The sequence below is a fragment of the Streptomyces sp. NBC_00158 genome (assembly GCF_045160885.1).
Lineage (GTDB): Bacteria > Actinomycetota > Actinomycetes > Streptomycetales > Streptomycetaceae > Streptomyces.
The window spans coordinates 7,069,161-7,090,347 of record NZ_CP108161.1 but is presented as its reverse complement, the minus strand read 5'-3'; the positions used below and the strand labels follow the sequence as shown (position 1 = coordinate 7,090,347).

The window sequence follows — 21,187 nt, the reverse complement described above, 5'->3', positions numbered from 1 at the left end:
GCGTCACCGGGGCGACGACGACGGACCTGATCGTCGGCGGTATGACGTGCGCGGCATGTGTGAACAGGGTGGAGAAGCGGTTGTCCCGGATCGACGGGGTGAGCGCGACCGTCAACCTCGCCACCGGAACTGCGCGGATCAGCCATCCGCCGACCGTGACCGGCCAGGACTTGGTCGCGGCGGTGGAACGGGCCGGCTACACCGCCGAGCTGCCGCCCCCACCGGCCACCACGCCCGCGGAGCCCCCGGCTGCGGAGCCACCCGCGGACGGTACGCGTCAGGAACGCGAACGGCTCTTGATCACCGCGCTGCTGTGTGCCCCTGTCCTCGTGCTGTCGATGGTGCCCGCCCTGCAGTTCCCGAACTGGCAGTGGCTGTGCCTCGTGCTCGCCGCACCGGTGGCGGTCTGGAGCGCGTGGCCCTTCCACGTCCGGGCGGCCCGCGGGCTGCGACATTCGGCAGCCACCATGGACACGCTGGTCTCCCTCGGCGTTCTCGCCTCGTTCTCGTGGTCGCTGTACGCACTGTTCCTCGGCGGTGCCGGTGACCCGGGTATGCGGATGCCGTTCACGCTCCTGCCGTCCGCGGGCGAGGGGGTGGCGCACGTCTACCTCGAGGCTGCCGTCGGAGTGCCGCTGTTCGTCCTGGCCGGCCGCCATCTGGAGGCCCGCGCCAGGCGGAGCACCGGTGCTGCCCTGCGGTCGTTGGCCGGCCTCGCCGTCAAGGAAGTCACCGTGCGGGAGGACGGGAGGGAGCGACTGGTTCCCGTCGAGCAACTCCTTTCGGGAGCGGAGTTCCTCGTGCGGCCCGGCGAGCGCGTCGCCACCGACGGCGTGGTGGTCTCGGGCAACTCCGCCCTGGACCTGTCCCTGGTCACCGGGGAAAGCGATCCCGTGGAGGTGGGTTCCGGCCAGAAGGTGGTGGGCGGTGCCGTCAACTCCGGAGGGCTGCTTCTCGTACGGGCCACGGCGGTCGGTGCGGACACGCAGCTCGCCCGGATCACCCGCATGGTCACCGACGCCCAGACGGGCAAGGCCCGGGCCCAGCGCCTCGCCGACCGGGTCGCGGGAGTCTTCGTCCCGGCGGTCCTGTCCCTGGCGGTCACCGTGCTGGGCTTCTGGCTCGGCGCTGGTGCGGATCCCCAGGCCGCCGTCACCGCCTCCGTCGCGATCCTCGTCGTCGCCTGCCCGTGCGCCCTGGGCCTGGCGACCCCCACCGCGCTGCTGGCCGCGACCGGGCGGGGCGCGCAGCTCGGAGTGCTGGTCAGCGGGCCTCAAGCGTTGGAGGCCCTGCGCCACGTCGACACCATCGTCCTCGACAAGACCGGCACTCTGACCACGGGGCACATGAGCGTCGTCCAGGTCACGAACGCCACCGGCGGGATGGGCCGCGAGGCGGTGCTGCGGCTGGCCGGAGCCGTGGAGACCCGGCTCGGAGCATCCCCTGGGCCGCGCCGTCGCCTCGTACGCCCGGCGGACCCTCCACGAGCGACCGCTGCCCGAGGTCACCGGGTTCCTGGCCACTCCCGGATCGGGCGTCGAGGGCGTCGTGGAGGGACGGAGGGTCGAGGTGCTCACCCCGGGCGAGGGTCTGCCCCCGTCCCTGGCACGAGCACTCGCCGAGGCGGAGGCATCGGCGCACACTCCGCTACTGGTCCGGGTGGACGGGCGCGACGAGGCCCTGATCACCCTCGGGGACGTCCTTCGGCCGGGGAGCCACCGGGCCGTGGACCGGCTGCGACGGCTGGGCGTGACACCCGTGCTGGCCACCGGTGACCACGAGGCGACGACCCGGACGGTCGCAGCGGAACTCGGCATCGCCGAGGTCCACGCCCGGTGCGCGCCCGAAGGCAAGGCGGACTTGGTGACGCGGCTGAAGCAGGACGGACACCGGGTGGCCGTCATCGGTGACGGGGTGAACGACGCCGCCGCCCTGGCCCTGGCCGATCTCGGGATCGCGATGGGTGGCGGCACGGACGTGGCGATCGGCGCCGCCGACGTGACGCTCGTACGGGGTGACATCGAGGCGGTCGCCGACGCGGTCCGCCTCGCCCGGCGCACGCTGGCCACCATTCGCCTCAACCTGGCCTGGGCGTTCGGCTACAACGTGGTGACCGTGCCGCTGGCGGCCGTGGGGTGGCTCAACCCGATGGTGGCAGCAGCCGCGATGTCCGCCAGCTCACTCCTCGTCGTGGCCAACAGCCTGCGCCTGCGCACCTGGCGGCCCTACGCGAAGCGCCCCACTGCCTCCGCCCGAAAGGCCTCCCGGCGATGACCGACTCCCTCCGGCCCACAGCGGCGTCACCGGAATCAGTCCCCTCCCCCGGCCAGGCCCCAGGCCGGGGCACGCCAGAGACCCCGCCGCACTAGCCCTTCAACGGGCTGCACAAGTACTGGACTTGAGCATAGTTGACACCGTCGAACGCCGCGTGAGCCTACCGGGATCGGGTCACGTCGCCTTCGTGGCAGGCGTTCCTGTGGCGGTGGAACAGGCCGTGGAGAGATCGCCTCGCACTTCCCCCGATCCCCACCCCTGTCGCCCCGGTACAGAACCTCGGTCCTCCGGGCCCGGTGCCGCCCCGGGATCATCAACAAGAGGGGGAAGTCATGCCGGCCCCGAAGGCCGCAGGCCCCATTGCGGAGCCACGAACGAGTCGGCACCAATGCAGGTGGCGTCCGGCGTCATGATCTCGTGCGCGGTGGTCATGAGACGTGGAACTACAGCTCGATCCGCCCCGTCAACCACCATTCGAGGTACTTGGCGAGGCTGGGCGCAATCCAGGTCCGGCTGTCGTCCTCGTGATTCCAGACGAAGACGTCGGGCCGGTCGATACTGGCCAAGAGTGCGAACAAGTCCCCGTTCCCCGCGTCCGCGAAGAAGAGCAGCGGATCGAACGGCATGTACAAGGCGGCGAGCTCGGCATCCGCGCGAAGGGTCCGGTTCTCGGAGACGATGCGCTCGGCAGACCAGATGAGCCCGTCGCCGTACTCGCCCTCGATGCCGTTGCTCTCCTGGAGGAGGGCTGCGAGGTCCGCGGGCAGTGGATGGCCGAGGACCGTAGCGCAGTGGGCCAGCGACTGCTCCGATGCGGGGGGCTGAAAGAGAGCCGTCCCGGGCAGGGCCGTTACAGCTTCGGTCCACACGTGGAATCGACCTCCATGAGCCTGGCCACCGATCGAGCCGGCCTACGGCCCGTCGCCATCAACAAGGGGCCGCGGCTCGACCAGAGGCGCAACTGATCACCCGCCGAACAGTACGGCCCTGGCCGAGTCAGCCGCTCACTGCCCCGGGGCAAATGCGGGACAACCCTTGGGGACTGCGAAACGGTTGTGTGGCCGCATGCCACTCGGGCGAATCCCCTCCAGCCGTTTCGGACGGCGGAGCTTCGCCGCGTCGCGGCGCCCGACGCGTCCTGCAAGGGCGATCGGGTGAACTCGGGGGCTCCAGCCCGGTGGATGCCTCCCCGGGCGCCCTGCATCGCTACATTCCCCGTGGCCGGCTCCCCCGGCTGCGAAGGACCCCCACGGGACAGGAGTGACGCGATGGCGGCCACGAACGGGTTGAAGCGGCGCATGTCGGCTCTCGCAACGGTACTGGGGTTCGGCATCGCGCTGCCGCTTGCCCTACCCGCAACGCCCGCACAGGCTCAACCGATCTTGAGCATCGAAAAGAGCCACGAAGGGAGCTTCGAACGGGGAGGGCAAGGCGTCTACACCATCACGCTGGCCAACAGCGGCGATGAGGGCGCCAACGTTGCCCAGGTAACGGACAACCTCCCCGTGGGCCTCACGGTCACCAACATCGGCGGCACTCTGCCGTGCACGGTCACCAACGGCGGTTCGACGATTCAGTGCACTGGTCCCATTAGTGTCGCGCCCAACACTTCTTTCCAACTCAGCGTCTCCGTCAGCATCGCCGACGACGCACCGTGCTCCGTCACCAACACCGTCACGGTCGCCGACGAGGCGGGAAGCCCAATCCTCTCGGACAGCGACCCAACGACGATCACCGGCGGCGACTGCGACGGTGGAGGCGGCGGTGGAGGCGGCGGCTCCATCCTGCCGATCAACTTGAACGGTGTCGTCACCCTGTTCAACAACATCAACACCGGCAACAACATCAACAGCCCGAACGGCAGCAACAGAAACAACCAGGTCTTCGGGCTGAACGCGCCCTGACAGGGCCGACGCCGACGCGGTAGCCCCGCTTGCCTGTTCCGGGCGGCGGGGCTTCGCCGTGCGCTGACTTCACCCGTGTGCAGCACCCCGCAGGCGTCCGTCCACGTGGACGGCAAGATCGTGGGCGGGGCCCAGCGCGGCGGGGCGGACCCACGCGAGTTCCTGCGCCGCGTCGAACTCCCCACAGGGCTCGGCGACGTCGCGGCGAAGACAGCATCGGGTACGACTTCGTGATCACGACAGGCGACGCCGGCCAGCGCTTCGCGGAGAACGGACCAAGAGCCGGACCATCACGGACCAGCCACCGGCCGGCCGCCCCACTCATCGCCGTTACCCCTGGTAAGCGGCAGCCCCCCCCTGTACCACCAGCAGACGAAGAACCTGCTGGCCTGAACGTCAGCTCGACGGTCTGCCCCTGGCCCGGCGCGGGTGACAGCGGCGTCATCCGTACTTCGGCGTTCTCGCCGTCGATGTGGAGCCAATCGGGGCCGTGCACGCTGAGCTCCTGTATGGCTGAAGGGGGGAGGACGAGTTCCTCGGCGGTGCCGAATCCCACGACGCGCCGCACCGCCGCCGCCAAGCCCGGATCGGAGTCCTTCAGGCGGGCGCGGACGGTGAAGTAGATCGGGCTCACCTGCTGCGCACGGGGGTGTTTCGGCCACAGGGTCTTCACCACCGCGCCGTTGCGGTAGGCGACGTCGACGGACCAGTACAGGTCGAGGCGGTCGATTCGCCGGCCCAGCGCACCAATGCGTTGGTCGATGTCGTCCGTGCCGCCCTCCAGGAACGCCAGTTCCGCCCTGCGGTCGCCCTCGGGTTCGGCATCGCCTCAGTCGGCATGTCCGCCATCAGCGCCGTACTCAACGGATTCGCCTACGGATGGACGAGCAGCGAGGCACCGTAGCGCCGCAGGCCCCGGCCATGTGATCGGACGTGCCCATGGTGGATACACGCACAGCTCTGGGCCCCTCGAACTGGCCGGGGACCTCTGGGTGGTCGGAGACTCCGGCCGTTCCGGCGGTTCGTGGATCGAATTCCGTGCGGAGGGGTTGTACCGGCAGGCGTCCGACGGGAACGGCGAGTTGATCCAGTGGTCCCGAACCATGCTCGGGATCAGCGTCTACATCGGGCGCGGGTACCCGCGTTCGGGGCAATACACGCTGGCGGGGATGCTCGGCAACCTGCCCGGTCCCTTCCAGCGGCGTGGTGGCGGTCACCTCGACATGACGGTCCGCCACCCCTACGAGGACCGCAGGCTGACCTTCGACCGGCACGCGCGCGCCTACCCGCTCCTCGACACCTTCCTCCTGGGGGAACTGCTGTCGCAGGTCGTCGCCGCGGACGAAACACCCCGGCTCGGCGACCCCGACTGGCTGGCCCGGGTGGTCGGCCGCCTGGCACAGCCGAGCCTCCGGATGACGCGCCGCCGGCTCAGTGCGACCGTGGAGGAAGCCTGGCGGGGCTGAAGCACGTAGACCGGCTGGCCGGGGGCAGTTCCGTCGTCGTCAGTTCCTGGCGGCTCGGCGCCGGGTGGCGAGAGCGAGCAGCGGGCCGACCCCGATGAGAGCCGCCAAGGCCGCGTAGCCGTAGGTGAGGGTGGTGACGGTCGCGAAGCCCGCGACGAGGCGGGGTCCTCCGGCGTCGCCGAGCTCGCGGCCGAGTTCGGCGGACCCCATGGTCTGGCCCATCCGTTCCTCCGGGGTGCTCGCCACGAGGTCGGCGAAGCCCAGCGGAGTGATCACACCGGTGCCGACTCCGATCAGGGCGGCTGCGGTCAGCACGCCGAACAGGCCCGGAGCGTCGCGCAGCCAAGGCCGACGGCGGTGATCAGCAAGCCGGCCGTGAGGCCGGTACGGGTGGTCAGACGTCCCATATCAAGGGCGCGGCCGGCGCGCCGGTCGGGGCGAGGAAGGAGCAGTCGGCGAGGCGACGTACGAGATCGGCGACGGTCTGCCGGAACTTGGGCAGCGGCGGTGCGGCGGGCACGGCGAGGACGGCCCACACCGCGACGGCGGCGCCGCATGCGGCCATGACCAGGAACAGCAGGCGCAGCCCGGCCGCCCAGACCAGGACTCCGCCGAGCAGGACCGGTTTGGCACCGATCCGGTCGGCCAGCGTGCCGAAGCCCGGCTTGAGGACGACCTCGGCGCCGTCGTACAGCGCCGGCAGGCCGCCCAGGACGAGCAGCGAGGTGACGGCGTCCTCGGAGAACCCGCCGAGGTTGGCGGCGATGCCGTGCGCGCCGAAGGCGGTGGTGGACCCGGCCGCGTACAGCGGCCACATGGCCCTGGGAGGCGCGGACTGCGGCATCGAGTTCCGCCGGGATTGCGATCACTCCCTGCACGCGCCCGTTGACCGGCAGCCGCACACTGTCGACTTCGCCGCCGGGTCCGCATCGACCCGCGCGGGTTCAGGCGTGACGGGCGAGCTTGACCGCGGACACGAGCAGGATCACGGCCAGCAGGGGGATGAGGACCAGCTCCGGGAACACGCCGAGCAGCAGCCCGCCCAGTACGGCGCCGGCGACCGAGCCCGCGGCCATGACCGCGGTGAAGCGGAGGTTGGCGCCGAGTACGGCGAAGCTGCCGTCGCGGCTGTAGCGGGCGAAGGCCACCAGCATCGTCGGCAGGGACACCAGCAGCGAGAGGCTTCCGGCGGTCTTGATGTCCTCTCCGAACAGCAACACGATCGTGGGGATCAGCAGCTCGCCGCCGGCCACGCCCATGATCGCCGCGACCACGCCGATGCCGAACCCGGCCGCGACTCCGCACGGCACCTGAGCCCACAGCGGCAGTGAGAGCGTGCCCAGGGGGGTGGTGTGCGTGACGAGCAGGGCGGCCGCCATGAGCACCATGAGCGCGGCCAGCACCTTGTAGAGGGTGGCGGAGCGCATGCGCACCGCCCAGGACGCTCCGGCCCAGGCCCCCAGCAGGCTCCCGGCCAGCAGGTTGACGGCGACCGGCCAGCGTGCGGCCACTTCGGCGGCCGGGACCGCCGCCAGCCGGGCGGGCAGCGCGACCAGGACCACGACCAGGCTCATGGCCTTGTTCAGGATGACTGCCGAGAGCGCGGCGAATCCGAAGAGGCCGATGAGCAGCGGCAGGCGGAACTCCGCACCGCCCAATCCGATCATCCCGCCCAGAACCCCGATGGCCGCTCCCGCACCGAACACCAGGGGCGTCGGATGCGTCGAACGTGCGGGAGCAAAGTCCTTGTCGGTCATCATGACGGGCATCCTCGCTGGTCAGGAGCCGTGCGCGCCATGACACGACCCCATTTTCGGGAGAAGCTACCGGGCACCCGCTCAGGATTCATCCGGTCCTCTGAACCACCGTCACGACGGGCACGAACGGGGTCCGGCAGCCACCGGAGGCATCAGGTGAGCTGGGAACCGAAAGTCTGTGCGCCGGTCCGTCCGGCCTGCGCCTGGTCGAAGTCCTCGCGGGCGAGCTCGGCCAGCACCTCCCCGGCAGTGCTGCCGGCCTGCGCGGCGGCCGGCTCAAGCTCGGCCGGCCGGGGCGCGGTGCCGGCTGCGGCGAAGTGCCGCAGCACCGCCTGCTGTACCGCCCGCAGGCCCCTCCCGTCCGGAGCGCGGCGCCCCCGGCCGCCGCGTCCGACCGCGTCGAGCGGATCTCCCGCCTCGCAGCAGTCATCCGGCGCGGACGGATCCGCCTGGACCGCTCCGCAGTCCAGCGCCTCGCGCAGCGCGGCCACGCTCGGGGCGCCGGACACGGTGCCGTCCGCGTGCCGGTACAGGCGGCACGACACGCTCGGGACCACCCCCTGCGGCGCGAACGGGTCCACCCCGTCCAGCAGGATCGTCGGCGAGCCGTTCATCCCGTACTCGGCGGCCTGGGCCTGGTCGTGGACCTCGACCAGTTCCACCTCCGCCCGCCGGGCCGCCAGCGCGGCGGCGACCCGTTCCATGGCCAGCGGGGCGTTCGGGCACCCCGGCACCGTCAGCACTGTGATCCGCATCCTCGCCGTCCTCCACTCATCGACCTGCTGCGGAGGCTAGACCTTCCAGCGCACTGGAAGGTCAAGGTCTGGTCTGAGGGCATGCGCATCGGCGACCTCGCCAGAGCCAGCGGGCTGACCACCAAGACCATCCGCTTCTACGAGCAGACGGGCCTGCTGCCCGCCCCACCGCGGACCTCCGGCGGCTACCGCGACCACCCGGAGCAGGCTGCTGCCCGGCTCGCCTTCATCCGCGACACCCAGACCGCCGGCCTCACCCTCGCCGAGATCCGGTCGGTCCTCGCCCTGCGCGACCGCGGCCGAGCCCCCTGCGCGCACGTCACCGGCCTGATCGACCAGCACCTCGCCGACATCGAACGGCGCCTGGCCGAGCTGACCGCCACCCGCGAAGCCCTGCGCACCCTCGCCCGACGCGCTGCCGCCACGGACCCTGCCGCCTGCGCGGAAGCGGAAGACGACATCTGTACGATCCTCGCAGCACCCGGCCCTGCGACTGTCGCCGCGTCGTAAGTCTCGCCTCGGGATCTACCGCTGGTCGCAGCAGTCGCATCCCGGCCGGCACGCGCAGGCGTCCGCCGCGGTGTCGGTCGACGCCGCCGTCGCGGACGGGGCGGCACAGCATCCCTCGCCGCGCCAGGTGTCGCGGCCTTCTTTGACGGCGATGCAGGCGATGACGAGGGCGGCGATCGGGTCGGCCCAGGACCAGCCGAGGGTGGCGTTGAGGACGAGGCCGACGAGGAGGACCGCGGAGAGGTAGGTGCAGAGCAGCGTCTGCTTGGAGTCCGCGACCGCGGAGGCGGAGCCGAGTTCCCTCCCGGCCCTGCGCTGGGCGGCGGAGAGGAACGGCATGACCGCGAGCGACAGGGCGGCGACGGCGATGCCGAGGATCGAGCGGTCGGCCTCGCCGGTGCCGGTCAGCGCTCGTACGGCGTCGACGGAGACGTACGCGGCGAGCGCGAAGAAGGAGAGGGCGATGATCCGCAGCGTGGTCTTCTCGCGTGCTTCCCGGACGGCGTGGTCACGCGCGGAGAACTGCCAGGCGACCGCGGCTGCGGAGGAGACCTCGATGACGGAGTCGAGGCCGAAGCCGATCAGCGCGGTGGAGGAGGCGAGGGTGCCGGCCGTGAGGGCGACGATCGCCTCGATGACGTTGTACGTGATGGTCGCGGCGACCAGGAGGCGTATGCGGCGGGTGAGTGCGCCGCGGCGGGCCGGGGAGGGCCCGAGGGGTATCGCGGTCACGGTCAGCAGCAGCCCTTCTCGTCGGCTTCGGCGCAGGTCGGTGTCGCCTCGACCGCGAGGACGGTCGCGAGCAGGTGGTCGAGCGCATGGCCGAGACGTTCGTCGGCGAGCTCGTAGCGCGTGCGGCGGCCGTCGGGCACGGTGACGACGAGGCCGCAGTCGCGCAGGCAGGCGAGGTGGTTCGACAGCCGGGTCCGTGAGATGCCGAGGGCGTCAGCCAGGTCGGCCGGGAAGGCGGGAGCTCGGCGCAGGGCGAGCAGGACCCGGCAGCGGATCGGGTCGGCGAGCGCGCGGCCGAAGCGGGCCAGCACTTCGATGTCGGAGGCAGCAGTCAGCACCCCTCAGACAGTACATCGATTCCTGAATCCAGGAAATCCTGAATTCAGATCTCGGCGTGGAATCCCGTATCCGGAAGAGAACGACAGCGGTGACAGCGGCTTCTCGGCGCCACCCTGGTGGTGAACTTCGCGCTGGTCCCGGCCGTCGTCGCGGCCCTCGATGCGTTCGTCTTCCTCATCGTCATCCCGCTCGCGCCCGCGTGGCTCGCCCAGGCGTGGGCCGCCCGTCGGCCCGCCGGGCGAAAGACCGCCGACGGGGCGACGGCGCCCGGCCCCGGATTCACCCGGCGCCGAGCTCCCGCAGGTCCATCGGCATCCGCCAGAGGTTGCGGCGGTGCGCCACGTCGAGTTCGGCCTGGAGCGGGGACGGGGGCACCACGAGGACGGGGCAGGCGGCGTGCGCGAGGCAGTAGCGGGCCACCGAGGGGCGGACGAGCCGTCGCAGCGCGCCGCGGGATCCCGTGCCGACCACCAGGAGGTCGTCCGGCTCGCGGGCAGTGTCCACGAGGGCCGCGCCCGGGGTCCCCCGTACCGTGAGGCCCGCGAGGGTGACACCGGGTTTCGCAGCGCCGAAGGCCGTGTCGAGGACCTCGCGGAGTCTTTCGACGGCCGTGGCGCGGCATTCCGCCAGGGCGGAGGGCCCGAGGCCGTTGCGGCTCCCGAGTTCACCGCCGGGCGGCTGCCAGGCGAGAACGACCCGCAGTTCCGCATCGCGTGCACGGGCCTCTGCCGCCGCCCGGTGCAGAGCGGTCAGACTCCCCAGGGTGCCCGTGGCACCGACCACGACTCGTCGCACGGCCTCCTCACGCGGATGCGCCCAACCATGACGGACCCCTGATGCCGCCCACCCGGGGCCGCCAGTGATCCGCATGGACCCGGCCGGCCGCCGTCAAGGTCCCGGCATCGCTGCCCGGACTGCGTGAAGGCGACACCGGAGGGCTTCCGCAGCCGGAACGTCGGCAGTCAGGGCCGGTAGACGAGTTCGATCAGCATCGCGGCGATGACACCCCAGACGCCGATGCCGAGCAGCCACAGGGCGTCGAGGACGGCGCCGATGGCGATGACGGTCAGGCCCGCGGTCCCGAGGGCGAGTACGGTCCGGCGGATTCCGCGGTCAGGGCGCGAGCGAGTGGTCACAGGAGTGAGAATCCCGCCGGACCGTCGCCATGGCGAGGGGCCGGCGGGATTCCTGTCGGTGTCTTGACGCGAATGGGTCAGCCGGCGTGGACGTGGGGGCGGCGGGAGCGGTCCGGTTCGGCTTCGCGGATGACCTCGCGGGTGACGGGGGCGACCTCGCCCTGGCCGAAGAGGAAGAACCGGAAGAAGTTGGCCATCGGGTTGCCCTCGGTCCACTCGAAGTAGATGTGGGGCCGTTGGCCGGTCTCGTCGCGTACGTGGAGCAGGAGGGCGGCGAGGGCGTTGGGGATGCTGGAGCTCTCCAGGGTCAGGACGCGGTAGCGGTCGTGCAGGACTTCGCCGCGTACGCGCATGCCGGACTCGAACTCGGACGCGTCCAGGACGGTGACCTCGACGAACATCACGTCGTCCTCGGCCGGGATGTCGTTGTCCGCTCGGATCTGCGCCTTCTTCTGCCGGTACTCCTCCAGGTCCCGGTTGTCCGGCTCGTTGGCGATGAACCGGATCGTGCGGCTGGCGGTGTCCCGGATGAACCGCTGCGCCATGTCGTCGAACTCGACGTGCGTGACGCGCAGCTCGAAGACCCGGGCCAGCCGGGACAGCAGGGAGAGGGTCATGATGCCGGCGATGAAGCAGGCACCGATCTTCACTCCGTCGGGGCGCTCGACCACGTTCACGGCCGTGGTGTAGATGAAGACGGCCGAGATGATGCCGAAGCCGATGGTCCAGCCGCGCTCCCCGGCCCGGCGGGCCGCGATGGTCACCGCGACCGCCGCCGAGGTGATCAGCACCAGGACACCGGTGGCGTACGCGCCACCCTGCGCGTCCACGTCTGCGTCAAAGATCCACGTCACCAGGAACGCGACCAAGGTGAACACGATGACCATCGGGCGCAGCGCCCGGGCCCACTGCGGGGCCATGCCGTAGCGGGGCAGGTATCGCGGCATCAGGTTGAGCAGGCCCGCCATCGCCGAGGAACCTGCGAACCACAGGATCAGGATCGTCGAGACGTCGTAGACCGTGCCGAAGGCCGAGCCCAGGTACTCGTGGGCGAGGTAGGCGAGCGCGCGGCCGTTGGCCTCGCCGCCCGGCTGGAACTGGTCAGCCGGGATCAGCAGCGTGGTGATGAAGCTGGAGCAGATCAGGAAGACGCTCATGATGACGGCCGCGGTCGTCAGCAGCTTCTTGGCGCCGCGGATCCGGCCGGCGGGCTTCTCGTCGGTGTCCGCGGGACCGCCCTGAACGTGCGGCATGACCGCCACGCCCGTCTCGAACCCTGAAAGGCCGAGGGCGAGCTTGGGGAAGACGACGAGTGCGATGGCGATCATCATGAACGGGTTGCCGTGCTCCGTGGTCAGAGCCTGCGTCCAGTCCGTGACGACGTGCGGTTCGCCGAGCACCTTCCACAGGCCCACCGCCACGACCACGACGTTGAGCCCGAGGTAGGTCGCCACCAGGATCACCGCCACGCCGATGGCCTCGCTGAACCCCTTGAGGAAGACGGCTCCCAGGAGCGCGATCATGATCAGGGTGAGCAGCACCTCGTGCCCGTGCAGGGTGGAGGTCAGGTGCGGGTTCTCCACCAGGTGCGCGGTCGCGTCGGCGGCGGAGAGCGTGATGGTGATGAGGAAGTCCGTCGCCGCGAACCCGAGCAGGGTCAGGACGAACAGCTTCCCCTTCCAGAACGTCAGCAGACGCTCCAGCATGGCGATGGAGCCCTCGCCGTGCGGACTCTCCTCGGCCACCCGCCGGTAGACGGGCAGGGCCCCGAACAGGGTCAGCAGCACCAGCACGATCGTCGCCAGCGGCGACAGCAGACCGGCCGCGAGCGCCGCGATACCGGGCTGGTAGCCGAGGGTGGAGAAGTAGTCCAGGCCCGTCAGGCACATGACCCGCCACCACGGCCTGCCGTGCGGCTGGGCCGCCGCCTCCTTGGCCGCCGGTGAGCCCGTCTGGGCGGTCAGGCCTTCCAGCAGCCACGCGCGCAGGCGCGACGTGCGGGCAGGGGTGGCCATCGTGAGGAGCTCCCGTCGTACGGCAGAGAATCAGCCACCGCCATCGACGGCCGGGCCGGGCCGGCCAGGGTACGCAGCCGGATCATCCATGCCCGCTCGTGACCGAATTCCGACGGCTCCTGACGCACACCCTCCCACTGGCGTAGCGGACGTACTCCCGTTGCAGCACACCTTCGACCGTCAGCCGTCAGCCGTCGCTCGGCCACGGGGCGCGGCGGAGGCGAGTGGCCGCAGCCATCGGGGACGCCGGACGGCTGGAACACGCGAGCCGCCCGGCTCCGGTGCCCCCACACCGGATGCCGGACGGCTCATGTGTCGTGCGACGGCTGACCGGCGCGCGGTCGCATCGGAACGGACCCCCCACGGGCCGAACCCTGCGCTGTCCCGGCGGAGTTCAGGTCACCGCCCTCCAGCCGCGCGCCGCCGGAGCGTCACCCCGGCTCCGTCGCAACACCAGCCTGTGGCCGGCCGGCAGCCTCGGCCACACTTCCTGACGCGTTCCTTCCGCATGACCGTCGATCTTTGACGCGGCCCTGATGACCTGCACGGAACGGCGCTCGTCGGACCCGACTTCGTCGTCACGGTCCGCCGAGGTCGGCACGGTTCCCTGGGCCCCCTGCGCGAGGCCCTGGAGGCGGCGCCCGAGCAGCTCGCGAAGGGGCCGTCGGCCGTCCTGCACGCCATAGCCCAGCACGTCGTGGACGACTACCTGGCCGTGACCGATGCCATGGAGGCCGACGTCGACGCCGTGGAGGTCTCGGTGGTGTCCGAACACGCCGGCCGCGGCGATGCCGGGCGCATCTACCAGCTCAAGCGCGAGCTGATGGAACTCAAGCGAGCCGTCGTCCCGCTGGAACGGGCCCTGCCGGCCCTGGCCGACGTTCCGTCACCGGCGATCGCCTCGGACGTCCAGCCCTAATTCCGGGGCATTTCCGACGGTCTTGCCCGCGCCACCGACCGGATAGCCGCCTTCGGGGCACTGCTCGACTCCATCCTCCAGGTCCACCTCGCGCAGGTCGCCGTCGCCCAGAACGAGGACATCCGCAAGATCACGGCATGGGCGGCGATCGTCGCCGTACCGACCATGGTCTGCGGCGTGTACGGCATGAACTCCGACCACATGCCCGAGCTGAAATGGCGATACGGCTATCCCCTCGTCCTGAGCCTGATCAGCGTCGCGTGCGTGGCCATCCACCGCTCCTTCCGGCGCAACGGGTGGCTCTGAACCGGCAGAAGACCGGAACTCCCGTCAAGATGCCGTCGCCACGACGTGAGCGATCCATCGGGGTCCGGCACCGAGGCTCCGAACAGCCCTAGCGTCGCTCCCACGGGACGACGTCGTGGGCTCGTCCGTCACGCGGAAGGGGTGGGGACAGGCTGAAGAGCCGGCCGCCTCACGGATCTCCGGCTTGATCGTGGCCGCGATGCCTCAGGCGGCCGGTCCGCAGGGATCTGAAGCGCCGAAGCTCTCGGGGACCGGCGCGGCAACCCTGCCGCCGGGGCACCGGACCGTTTCCCCGGATCCATCGGAACAGCCCGACCTCGCGGTGTTCAAGGATCGGTACGGGCAATTGACACCGTCCTGACGGGACATCCTCGGTCGACGGCGGCACACGTGAACCGTCCGGGCTTTGACGTAGTGGTGATGACCTGCACGGATGAAGCAGAGGCGCTTCACCCCGCGCGCATCAGAAGAACGTCAGGGACGCGTTCGGAATCTTGTCCCCCCGCCCGGGATGCGCTGGGATGTGGTCATGAACAGCGGTCCGCGCCACGACGATCGGCCACCGAATACGGTGCAGCCGATGGCGCCCGCCGTCCGCCCGGCCGTCTGAGACCGGCCGCGCGTCATCCGCGTACCCGCTGGCGTCCCTTCCGGCCCTCCGGCTCCGTACGCGTCTTCACCTTCACCCGCACGAGCCGAACCCCGGCCCGCCCTTCGCGCGGCTCCGAGCCCATCGGCCATGCCGCTTCAAGCAACAAGGAATCCGACATGCCTTCGTCCCTGTCCGGACGCACCGTCCTCGTCACCGGCGCCACCTCCGGCATCGGCTACGAGACCGCCCGCCAGCTCGCCGAACACGACGCCACCGTCCTCCTCCACGGCCGCACCCCCGAGGAGGCGCAGGCCGCCACCGACCGGCTGATCGCCACGGCCGGCATCAACGCCGCCGCCGTGCGCCCGTTCGCAGCCGACTTCACCCGCCTGGAGGAGGTCGAGAACCTCGCCCACGCCGTCGTGCGCGCGCACCCGCGCCTGGACGTCCTCGTCAACAACGCCGCCATCGCCGCACCCGAGCGCCACACCCTCACCGCCGACGGCAACGAGATCTCCTTCCAGGTCAACTTCCTCGCCCACTACCTCCTGACCGACCTCCTGGCATCCGCCCTCACCAGCGACCCCGGCGGGCGCGTCGTCAACGTCTCCTCCGCCCTCCACCGTTCCGGCGCGATCCAGTGGAACGACCCGCAGCGAGTGAGGCGTTACTCCCGCCTCGCCGCCTACGCCCAGTCACAGCTCGCGCTGACCGTCTTCGCCGCCGACCCGCGCGTCACCGCCGTCTCCGTCAACCCCGGTGTCTGCGAGACCGGCCTCCTCCCGCTCTACGGGCACGAGGGCGCACCCGCCGCCGAAGGCGCCCAGCACGTCGTACGGCTCTGCGACCCGGCCACCGAGATCGTCAACGGCGCCTACTACGACCGCTCCGAGCGCGTCGCCCCGGCCCCCGCCGCCACCGAGGACCGCACCGTCAAGCGCCTCAACAAGCTCGCCGACCTCCTCGTCGGCCACACCGCCTGAAGGGAAACGAGTACATGTCCAAGCGCGCACGCAAGAAGAGGGCCCGCCGCAAGAAGGGCTCCAACCACGGCAGCAAGCCCTCCTGCTGACCGACGAACCACCCCGCGGGGCGGCCCTCCGAACAGGGCCGCCCCGCATCCGTGGCCCGAGGAAGAACCATGATCAACCCGCCTCCCCACCGGCTCCCTCCCCTCGCCGGCTCGTTCCCCACGGCCACCCCCGGCCCGTCCACCCTCACCGAACACGCCATGGCCGCCCGCCGCCGGCCGAACTCCCCGCACGGGCGGTTCCGCGGCTGGTCGCCACGGGGCCCACGACACCTTCCTGCCGCCGCGACGGCTCCATCCGGTGGTGCACGCGGCCCTCGGCACCGAGCTCCGCGTCATTCCCGACGCCGGCCACCTCGTGGTCGAAGAACACCCCGCCCGGGTGGCCGCCCTCGCGTGAGGGGACACCCCGAGACCACGGGCCGTCGCGGCCTCATCGGAGGCCCAGCCGATGCAGAAGACCGTGGCCTCCTGGATCTTCCCCTCGGTCACGAGGCGCCGGAAGGTCCGGTCGTCACGCTGGTAGACGGCGTACGCCTCGACGGTCCTCTCGGCGGCCTCCCGCTCTCCCGCGAAGGTGATGTCGTCCAGCTCGCGGCGGTACTCGCCGGTGAACCGCTTGTCGTCGTGGTCCTCGCGGTACGCGGCCCAGGTCTCGCCGAGCTTCGCGTCGTAGGTGTCGAGGCCGGCGCCCGCGATCCCGTACAGCTGGTGCGCACCCCACACCACCGCGACCGCGGCGCACAGGGTGGCGGCGATCAGTCCCGGGTTGAAGACCCGCTGGAAACGACGGGTGAGCTGGACCTGGAGCAGGAGGAGCGCGCCGACCAACAGCACCCCGAGAACCGCCTCCGCGGCCCGCTGTGCGCGGAGGTCCCCGCGCGGCTTCGTACCGGCGCTCGTACACCGCGTCGTTCGCGTCGACGAGCCTGCGGGCTTCCGGCAGCAGCCGGTCGGTGAGCATGTCGGTCGCGCTCCAGGTTCAGCCGGGGCGCGGAGATGGCGCGGGGCGCGTCACGGCCGGCCGTCTCGTCCCAGGTGGCGGACGCGCCCGTCGCCGCGACCCCGAGCAGGACGGCGAGCAGGACGCACGTCGCGCGCGCCAGCCGCAGCCGGCCGGGGGAGGTGGCCCAGTACCTGCCGGGCCGGCGACGGCTTCAGCGGCGGCCGCACCCTCGTGGTGCCGTGAGCCTGATGCTCTTCCCTCCGCGCCGTGCCTTCATGGCGAGCAGGCCGATGGTGAACTCCTCGCTCTCCAGCACCTCTTCACCGGTGACGGCCGCGCGTTCCGGCAGGCTGCGGCGGGCGACGGCTCCCAGCCGGGCCAGCAGTTCGGGCATGCTGAAGGGCTTGGTGACGTGGTCGTCGGCGCCCGCTCCCAGGGCCCGGGGCATTGGCGTGCCGCCTTCCTGTCGTACGTCCTCCCATGAAACAGCGGGTGCGCGGTCGTCCCGGCCTGCGTTGACAGCGTCCGTACGGCGAGGAGGAGGACCTTGACAGCCCTCATACGGGGGCTTCGGAGCGACGACGGAGCGGCCCCGTAAAGATGCCGTCGGCACGGCGTCAGCAGTCCGTCAGGGTGCTCGGCCGGAGGACCCGCCCGTCCTACTGTCGATCGCATGGGACGACGTATCACTCACCCCTCGACCGGCACTGGAGCCGCGGACGCGGGGGCTGCCGGAGCGCTCGCACAGGACTCGCAGTGGGCCGGGGAACGGCGGTCGGCGGTCGGCGTGGCCGCCCTGCTCTTCACCGCCCTCTTCGGGCTGGACGCCGGAGCCGGCAGGCTCGACACGACCCGCGGCGCCCTCTGGACCGGTCTCGCCTTCCTCGTCTTCGTGATCCTGGTGCCGCTGCGGGTCTCCACCCGGCCCGGTCTGCTGAGCGCCCGCGGCCTCCTGGTGGAACACAGCGTCCGCACCGACTCGCTCGTCTCGGTCCGCTGGTCCGACGGGGTGTCCCAGCGGATGATCCTCCGCGACACGGACGGCAACCGGGTCGAGATCGACCCGAGGGTCCTCGTGCGCAACCCCGCGATGTGGCGGCACCTCGACGCCGACGCCCAGACCTCCATCCAGCGCGGCACCCTCCTGTGCGGGGCGACCGCCATGCGCCAGCTGGCCAAGCGCATCGACGGCGAGACCGCCCGTACCGTCTTCAAGGTGTCCGGTCTGGACTGACCTGGGCCCGAAGCCACCAGGAGCCCCGGGGGGTGTCCGGCCGATCACTGCCGGACACCCCCCATTCGTGTTCGGTACTCGCTTCCCGTGGGAGGGCCCGCGGGTTCGCGTACGGGCTCAGGCCGCTGCCGCCCTGCGGAACTCGGGGCTCCGGGCGGGTCCCGTCGCGTAGTGGACGTACTCCCGGGCCAGGCGGAACCCCGCCGACCAGGCCAGGAGGCGGCTGGGCCGGTTGTCCCGGGAGCAGGTCCAGCTCGGTGTGCGTCCGCGGGCGGCGATGTCCCGGCAGAGGGCGGTGACGCAGGCCAGGGCGAGGTGCTGACGGCGGTGGCCGGGGTCGGCGAGGGCCGCGACGTCCTCGTACCGGCTGCCGAGGAAGTAGGTGCAGGCCAGCGACAGGGCGCGGCCCCGGTGGAAGGCACCCCAGCAGTGGCCGGAGGACGCGAGCTGCTCGGGGCCGCCCCAGGACCGGTGGATCCAGGCCACCCCGTGGCCGAGGGCGGCGACCGCCGGAGCGTCCTCGGCCGGCAGTACGTGGCCGCCGCTGGAGACCGCGACCGCCTTCGGGTCCACAGCACGGTCCGCCCACCAGCGGCCGCCACCGGTGGCGATGACGTGCTCGGGGAGAGCGGCCACTCCGGGAGCCCCGCCGGGGAACCAGCGGGCCGAGGCGGGAAGACCGGTGGAAGCGAGCTCGATCACGACGGATACCGCCACATCAGGGTAGGAAGGGAGAGCGGGGGCGGCCGGGGAAGCGGGCCGCCCCCGCGGGGAACGCGCGCGGGCCCTGTCGGGCGAAGCGGCCCACGAGTTGGTCGGCGAGCTCGTTCAGGCGCTTGACCGTACGCTCCGCGGTCGCGCCCGCGGCGGGCTCCATCCGCTCACCGCGGTCGTGGTAGGCGCCGTTGACGATCTCGAACGCCGGGTCGCAGAGCCGTGCGACGTATGCGGCGCCTTCGGCGGGCGTCACGCCCCCGGGGCCGTACAGCGGCCTCAGGGCGGTCTCGCAGATGCCCGGGTCGACCGATACGGCGGTGACTCGGGGGTCAACGGGCGTCGTGCGGCCGACGCCGCCGGAGCGCCGACCGGTGTTCGCGTCATCCATCCAACTGCCCCGGGGACCGGGTCTCAAGGGCGCTTACGACCTTCTGATGCGGTCCTGACGGACTTCGGCAGGACACCACCACCGGAACGGAGGGCTCAGGAGGCCGTGGAGGCTCCGCCGGGCAGTACCGGTCCGGGCTCCGCCTCGATGCGGAAGCGGAGGCGGCAGATGACGGCGTCGGTGTCGCGGCGCACCGCGTGGGCGACGACGGAGCCGCGCTGGTTCTGCAGCATCCGCTGCCACAGGTGCGCGGGTTCGGTCTCCGGGATGAGGACGGTGACCTGGGCGTCCGGGTGGGTCTGCGCGAGCTTGCGCACGTAGGCCGACACCGGGCGGCCCAGCGAGCGGGCCTCCGAGGGGAGTTCGACCAGCTCGACCCCCGGCTTCCACAACTCCCAGTCCCGACGCAGGGCTTCGGCGGCGTGCCGGTCCTCGGGCGCGGGGTGGGTGACGGTGACGGCGAGGACCTCGTCGCCGAGGGAGCGGGCCGCCGTCAGTGCCCGGCAGGTCAGGAGCGAGAGCCCGGACACGGGGACGACGACCAGGGAGCGGGAGCGCTGCGGGGCCTGCGGGACGCGGCCGAGTTCGAGGCGTTCGCCGATCTCGGTGTAGGCGCGGTGGACCTTCTCGAAGGCGAGGACGATCAGCGGCAGGGCCAGGACGATCAGCCAGGCGCCCTCGGTGAACTTCGTGGCGGTGACGACGACGGCGGAGACGCCGGTCAGGAGCGCGCCGAAGCCGTTGAGGGCGGCCTTCGTCTGCCAGCCCTTGGGGCGCTCGCCGTACCAGTGCCGGACCATGCCGACCTGGCAGATGGTGAAGCCGACGAAGACACCGATGGCGAAGAGCGGGACGAGGGTGTTGGTGTCACCGCCCGAGAAGACGAGCAGGAGGGCGGAGACGAGCGCGAGCCAGACCACGCCGTGGCGGTGGACCTGCCGGTCGGCCTTGAGGGCGAAGACGTGCGGCAGGTGGTTGTCGCGGGCCAGCAGGCTCATCAGGACGGGCAGCCCGCCGAAGGAGGTGTTCGCGGCGAGCGCCAGCAGCACCATCGTCGCGAACTGGACCACGTAGAAGGCCGCGTTGTGCCCGAAGGAGGCGTCCGCGAGCTGGGCGAGGACGGTCACGCCCTCCACCGGCTGGAGGTGGAAGCGGCCGATCAGGACGGACAGGCCTATCAGCATCACACCGAGCAGGGCCCCGAGGGCGACCTCGGTGCGCTGGGCCCGCCGGGCGGCAGGGGCTCGGAAGGAGGGTACGGCGTTGGCGACGGCTTCCACGCCCGTGAGGGCGGAGCAGCCGGCGGCGAAGGCCTTGAGCAGCAGCAGGGCGCCGACCGTGGTGGCGCCCTCGCCGAGGGCGGAGGCGTGCCCGGCCGCGGAAGCGGTGCTGACCGGGCCGTCGCGGAAGAGGCCGACGGCGATCATCGCGAGGATGGACCCGACGAAGAGCGCGGTCGGGACGAGGAAGGCCTTGGCGGAGTCGACGACCCCGCGCAGGTTCACGGCGGTGACCAGCACCAGCACGGCGAGGCAGATCCACACCCGCTCACCGTGCAGGCCCGGGAAGGCCGAGGTCAGGGCGGCCACTCCGGCGGTGACGGAGACGGCGACGTTGAGGACGTAGTCCAGGATCAGCGAGGCGGCGGCGACCAGGCTCGTACGCCGGCCCAGGTGGCGCTTGGCGACTGCGTAGGATCCTCCGCCGTCCGGGAACGCGGCGATGACCTGCCGGTACGAGGCCACCAGCACAGCCAGCAGCGCGGCGATGGCGAGCGTGACGGGGAGGGTGAACCCGAGGCCGTACGCGCCGGCCGCGGCCAGGACGAGCACGATCGACTCGGGGCCGTACGCGACGGAGGCCATCGCGTCGAGCGACAGCGCGGCCAGCCCCTGGAGGGCGGTCAGCCTGTGCCGGTCCCCGGCTGCGCCCGCGCCGGTATCCGGGGGCTCCTCGCTGCCCGGTGCCGGCGCGGTCGTGGTCGGGTTCTCTACGTGTGGGGTCATGTCGCTGTTCCTCCGAATGAGCAAAGTCAGGACAGCGTCGACGGCGTACGGGGGCACCACCAGCACTCTTGTCGAACTCCATACGCCGCCCCGGCCACTTTTCACCGGATCCATACGGGCCGGCCGTCGCGCCGTAAGAGGACCGTCAAGAGGCGCTGTCC

General features: G+C 71.6%; 19 protein-coding genes and 3 pseudogenes. 8 read left to right on the top strand and 14 right to left on the bottom strand.

Annotated elements, in window-relative coordinates:
- Positions 1–41: 41 nt before the first annotated feature.
- Positions 42–2,274 (top strand): annotated as a pseudogene (locus tag OG553_RS32450) (heavy metal translocating P-type ATPase).
- 443 nt (positions 2,275–2,717) lie between these two features.
- On the opposite strand, the gene OG553_RS32445 reads toward OG553_RS32450, so the two are convergent.
- Positions 2,718–3,143, bottom strand: coding sequence for an SMI1/KNR4 family protein (locus tag OG553_RS32445; protein ID WP_405982410.1), 426 nt, complete (start codon positions 3,141–3,143; stop codon positions 2,718–2,720).
- Between the two features lie 399 nt (positions 3,144–3,542).
- Here OG553_RS32445 and OG553_RS32440 point away from each other — a divergent pair, with 399 nt between their 5' ends.
- The 3 genes from OG553_RS32440 to OG553_RS32430 all read left to right on the top strand — a co-directional run bounded on the left by OG553_RS32440 (position 3,543) and on the right by OG553_RS32430 (position 5,644).
- Entirely contained in the window at positions 3,543–4,178 is a 636-nt protein-coding gene (locus OG553_RS32440; protein WP_405982409.1) for a hypothetical protein, read from the top strand.
- 75 nt (positions 4,179–4,253) lie between these two features.
- On the top strand, positions 4,254–4,412 hold the full coding sequence (locus OG553_RS32435; protein ID WP_405982408.1) for a hypothetical protein: 159 nt from the start codon (positions 4,254–4,256) through the stop codon (positions 4,410–4,412).
- Positions 4,413–5,281: 869 nt separating this feature from the next.
- Positions 5,282–5,644, top strand: a complete 363-nt coding sequence (locus OG553_RS32430; RefSeq protein WP_405982407.1) for a hypothetical protein — start codon at positions 5,282–5,284, stop codon at positions 5,642–5,644.
- A gap of 39 nt (positions 5,645–5,683) precedes the next feature.
- On the opposite strand, the gene OG553_RS32425 is transcribed toward OG553_RS32430, so the two are convergent.
- The 4 genes from OG553_RS32425 to OG553_RS32410 form a co-directional block, all read right to left on the bottom strand.
- Positions 5,684–5,959, bottom strand: a complete 276-nt coding sequence (locus OG553_RS32425) for a hypothetical protein (RefSeq protein ID WP_405982406.1) — start codon at positions 5,957–5,959, stop codon at positions 5,684–5,686.
- A 79-nt stretch (positions 5,960–6,038) separates the two neighbouring features.
- Positions 6,039–6,488, bottom strand: a complete 450-nt coding sequence (locus tag OG553_RS32420; RefSeq protein WP_405982405.1) for a hypothetical protein — start codon at positions 6,486–6,488, stop codon at positions 6,039–6,041.
- 100 nt (positions 6,489–6,588) lie between these two features.
- Positions 6,589–7,404, bottom strand: coding sequence for a sulfite exporter TauE/SafE family protein (locus tag OG553_RS32415; protein ID WP_405982404.1), 816 nt, complete (start codon positions 7,402–7,404; stop codon positions 6,589–6,591).
- A 149-nt stretch (positions 7,405–7,553) separates the two neighbouring features.
- The gene (locus tag OG553_RS32410) at positions 7,554–8,156 is read right to left on the bottom strand and encodes a thioredoxin family protein (RefSeq protein ID WP_405982403.1); all 603 of its coding nucleotides are present in this window, start codon (positions 8,154–8,156) and stop codon (positions 7,554–7,556) included.
- An 81-nt stretch (positions 8,157–8,237) separates the two neighbouring features.
- Between OG553_RS32410 and OG553_RS32405 the strand changes: the two genes are divergently transcribed.
- Positions 8,238–8,666 carry a heavy metal-responsive transcriptional regulator gene (locus OG553_RS32405; protein ID WP_405982402.1) on the top strand — a complete coding sequence of 143 codons (429 nt, stop codon included), beginning with the start codon at positions 8,238–8,240 and terminating at the stop codon, positions 8,664–8,666.
- A gap of 15 nt (positions 8,667–8,681) precedes the next feature.
- On the opposite strand, the gene OG553_RS32400 is transcribed toward OG553_RS32405, so the two are convergent.
- The 5 genes from OG553_RS32400 to OG553_RS32380 form a co-directional block, all read right to left on the bottom strand.
- Positions 8,682–9,407, bottom strand: coding sequence for a cation transporter (locus tag OG553_RS32400; RefSeq protein WP_405983200.1), 726 nt, complete (start codon positions 9,405–9,407; stop codon positions 8,682–8,684).
- A complete protein-coding gene (locus tag OG553_RS32395) occupies positions 9,401–9,736 on the bottom strand; it encodes an ArsR/SmtB family transcription factor (protein WP_405982401.1) in 336 nt (111 codons plus the stop codon). The genes OG553_RS32400 and OG553_RS32395 overlap by 7 nt, the downstream gene beginning before the upstream one ends.
- A 280-nt stretch (positions 9,737–10,016) precedes the next feature.
- Entirely contained in the window at positions 10,017–10,532 is a 516-nt protein-coding gene (locus tag OG553_RS32390; protein ID WP_405982400.1) for a universal stress protein, read from the bottom strand.
- A gap of 167 nt (positions 10,533–10,699) precedes the next feature.
- Positions 10,700–10,873: a hypothetical protein gene (locus OG553_RS32385; protein WP_405982399.1), complete on the bottom strand. Its 174-nt coding sequence runs from the start codon at positions 10,871–10,873 to the stop codon at positions 10,700–10,702.
- Positions 10,874–10,950: 77 nt separating this feature from the next.
- Complete coding sequence (locus tag OG553_RS32380) at positions 10,951–12,888, bottom strand: amino acid transporter (protein WP_405982398.1); 1,938 nt, start codon at positions 12,886–12,888, stop codon at positions 10,951–10,953.
- A gap of 559 nt (positions 12,889–13,447) precedes the next feature.
- Between OG553_RS32380 and OG553_RS32375 the strand changes: the two are divergent.
- Both OG553_RS32375 and OG553_RS32370 read left to right on the top strand, forming a co-directional pair.
- Positions 13,448–14,113, top strand: a pseudogene (locus OG553_RS32375) (magnesium and cobalt transport protein CorA); the annotation flags it as partial.
- Positions 14,114–14,881: 768 nt separating this feature from the next.
- A complete protein-coding gene (locus OG553_RS32370) occupies positions 14,882–15,688 on the top strand; it encodes an SDR family NAD(P)-dependent oxidoreductase (RefSeq protein ID WP_405982397.1) in 807 nt (268 codons plus the stop codon).
- Positions 15,689–16,892: 1,204 nt separating this feature from the next.
- Here the strand turns inward: OG553_RS32370 and OG553_RS32365 are convergent.
- Positions 16,893–17,129, bottom strand: coding sequence for a hypothetical protein (locus tag OG553_RS32365; RefSeq protein WP_405982396.1), 237 nt, complete (start codon positions 17,127–17,129; stop codon positions 16,893–16,895).
- Positions 17,130–17,354: 225 nt separating this feature from the next.
- Between OG553_RS32365 and OG553_RS32360 the strand changes: the two genes are divergently transcribed.
- Entirely contained in the window at positions 17,355–17,915 is a 561-nt protein-coding gene (locus tag OG553_RS32360; RefSeq protein WP_405982395.1) for a hypothetical protein, read from the top strand.
- A gap of 117 nt (positions 17,916–18,032) precedes the next feature.
- Here the strand turns inward: OG553_RS32360 and OG553_RS32355 are convergent, their stop codons facing one another.
- From OG553_RS32355 to OG553_RS32345, 3 genes and pseudogenes are all read right to left on the bottom strand, one after another.
- Positions 18,033–18,617 (bottom strand): GNAT family N-acetyltransferase, encoded by a 585-nt coding sequence (locus OG553_RS32355; RefSeq protein ID WP_405982394.1) that lies wholly within the window; start codon positions 18,615–18,617, stop codon positions 18,033–18,035.
- 91 nt (positions 18,618–18,708) lie between these two features.
- Positions 18,709–18,963, bottom strand: a pseudogene (locus OG553_RS32350) (short-chain dehydrogenase); the annotation flags it as partial.
- A gap of 152 nt (positions 18,964–19,115) precedes the next feature.
- A complete protein-coding gene (locus OG553_RS32345; RefSeq protein WP_405982393.1) occupies positions 19,116–21,026 on the bottom strand; it encodes an APC family permease in 1,911 nt (636 codons plus the stop codon).
- Positions 21,027–21,187: the final 161 nt, after the last annotated feature.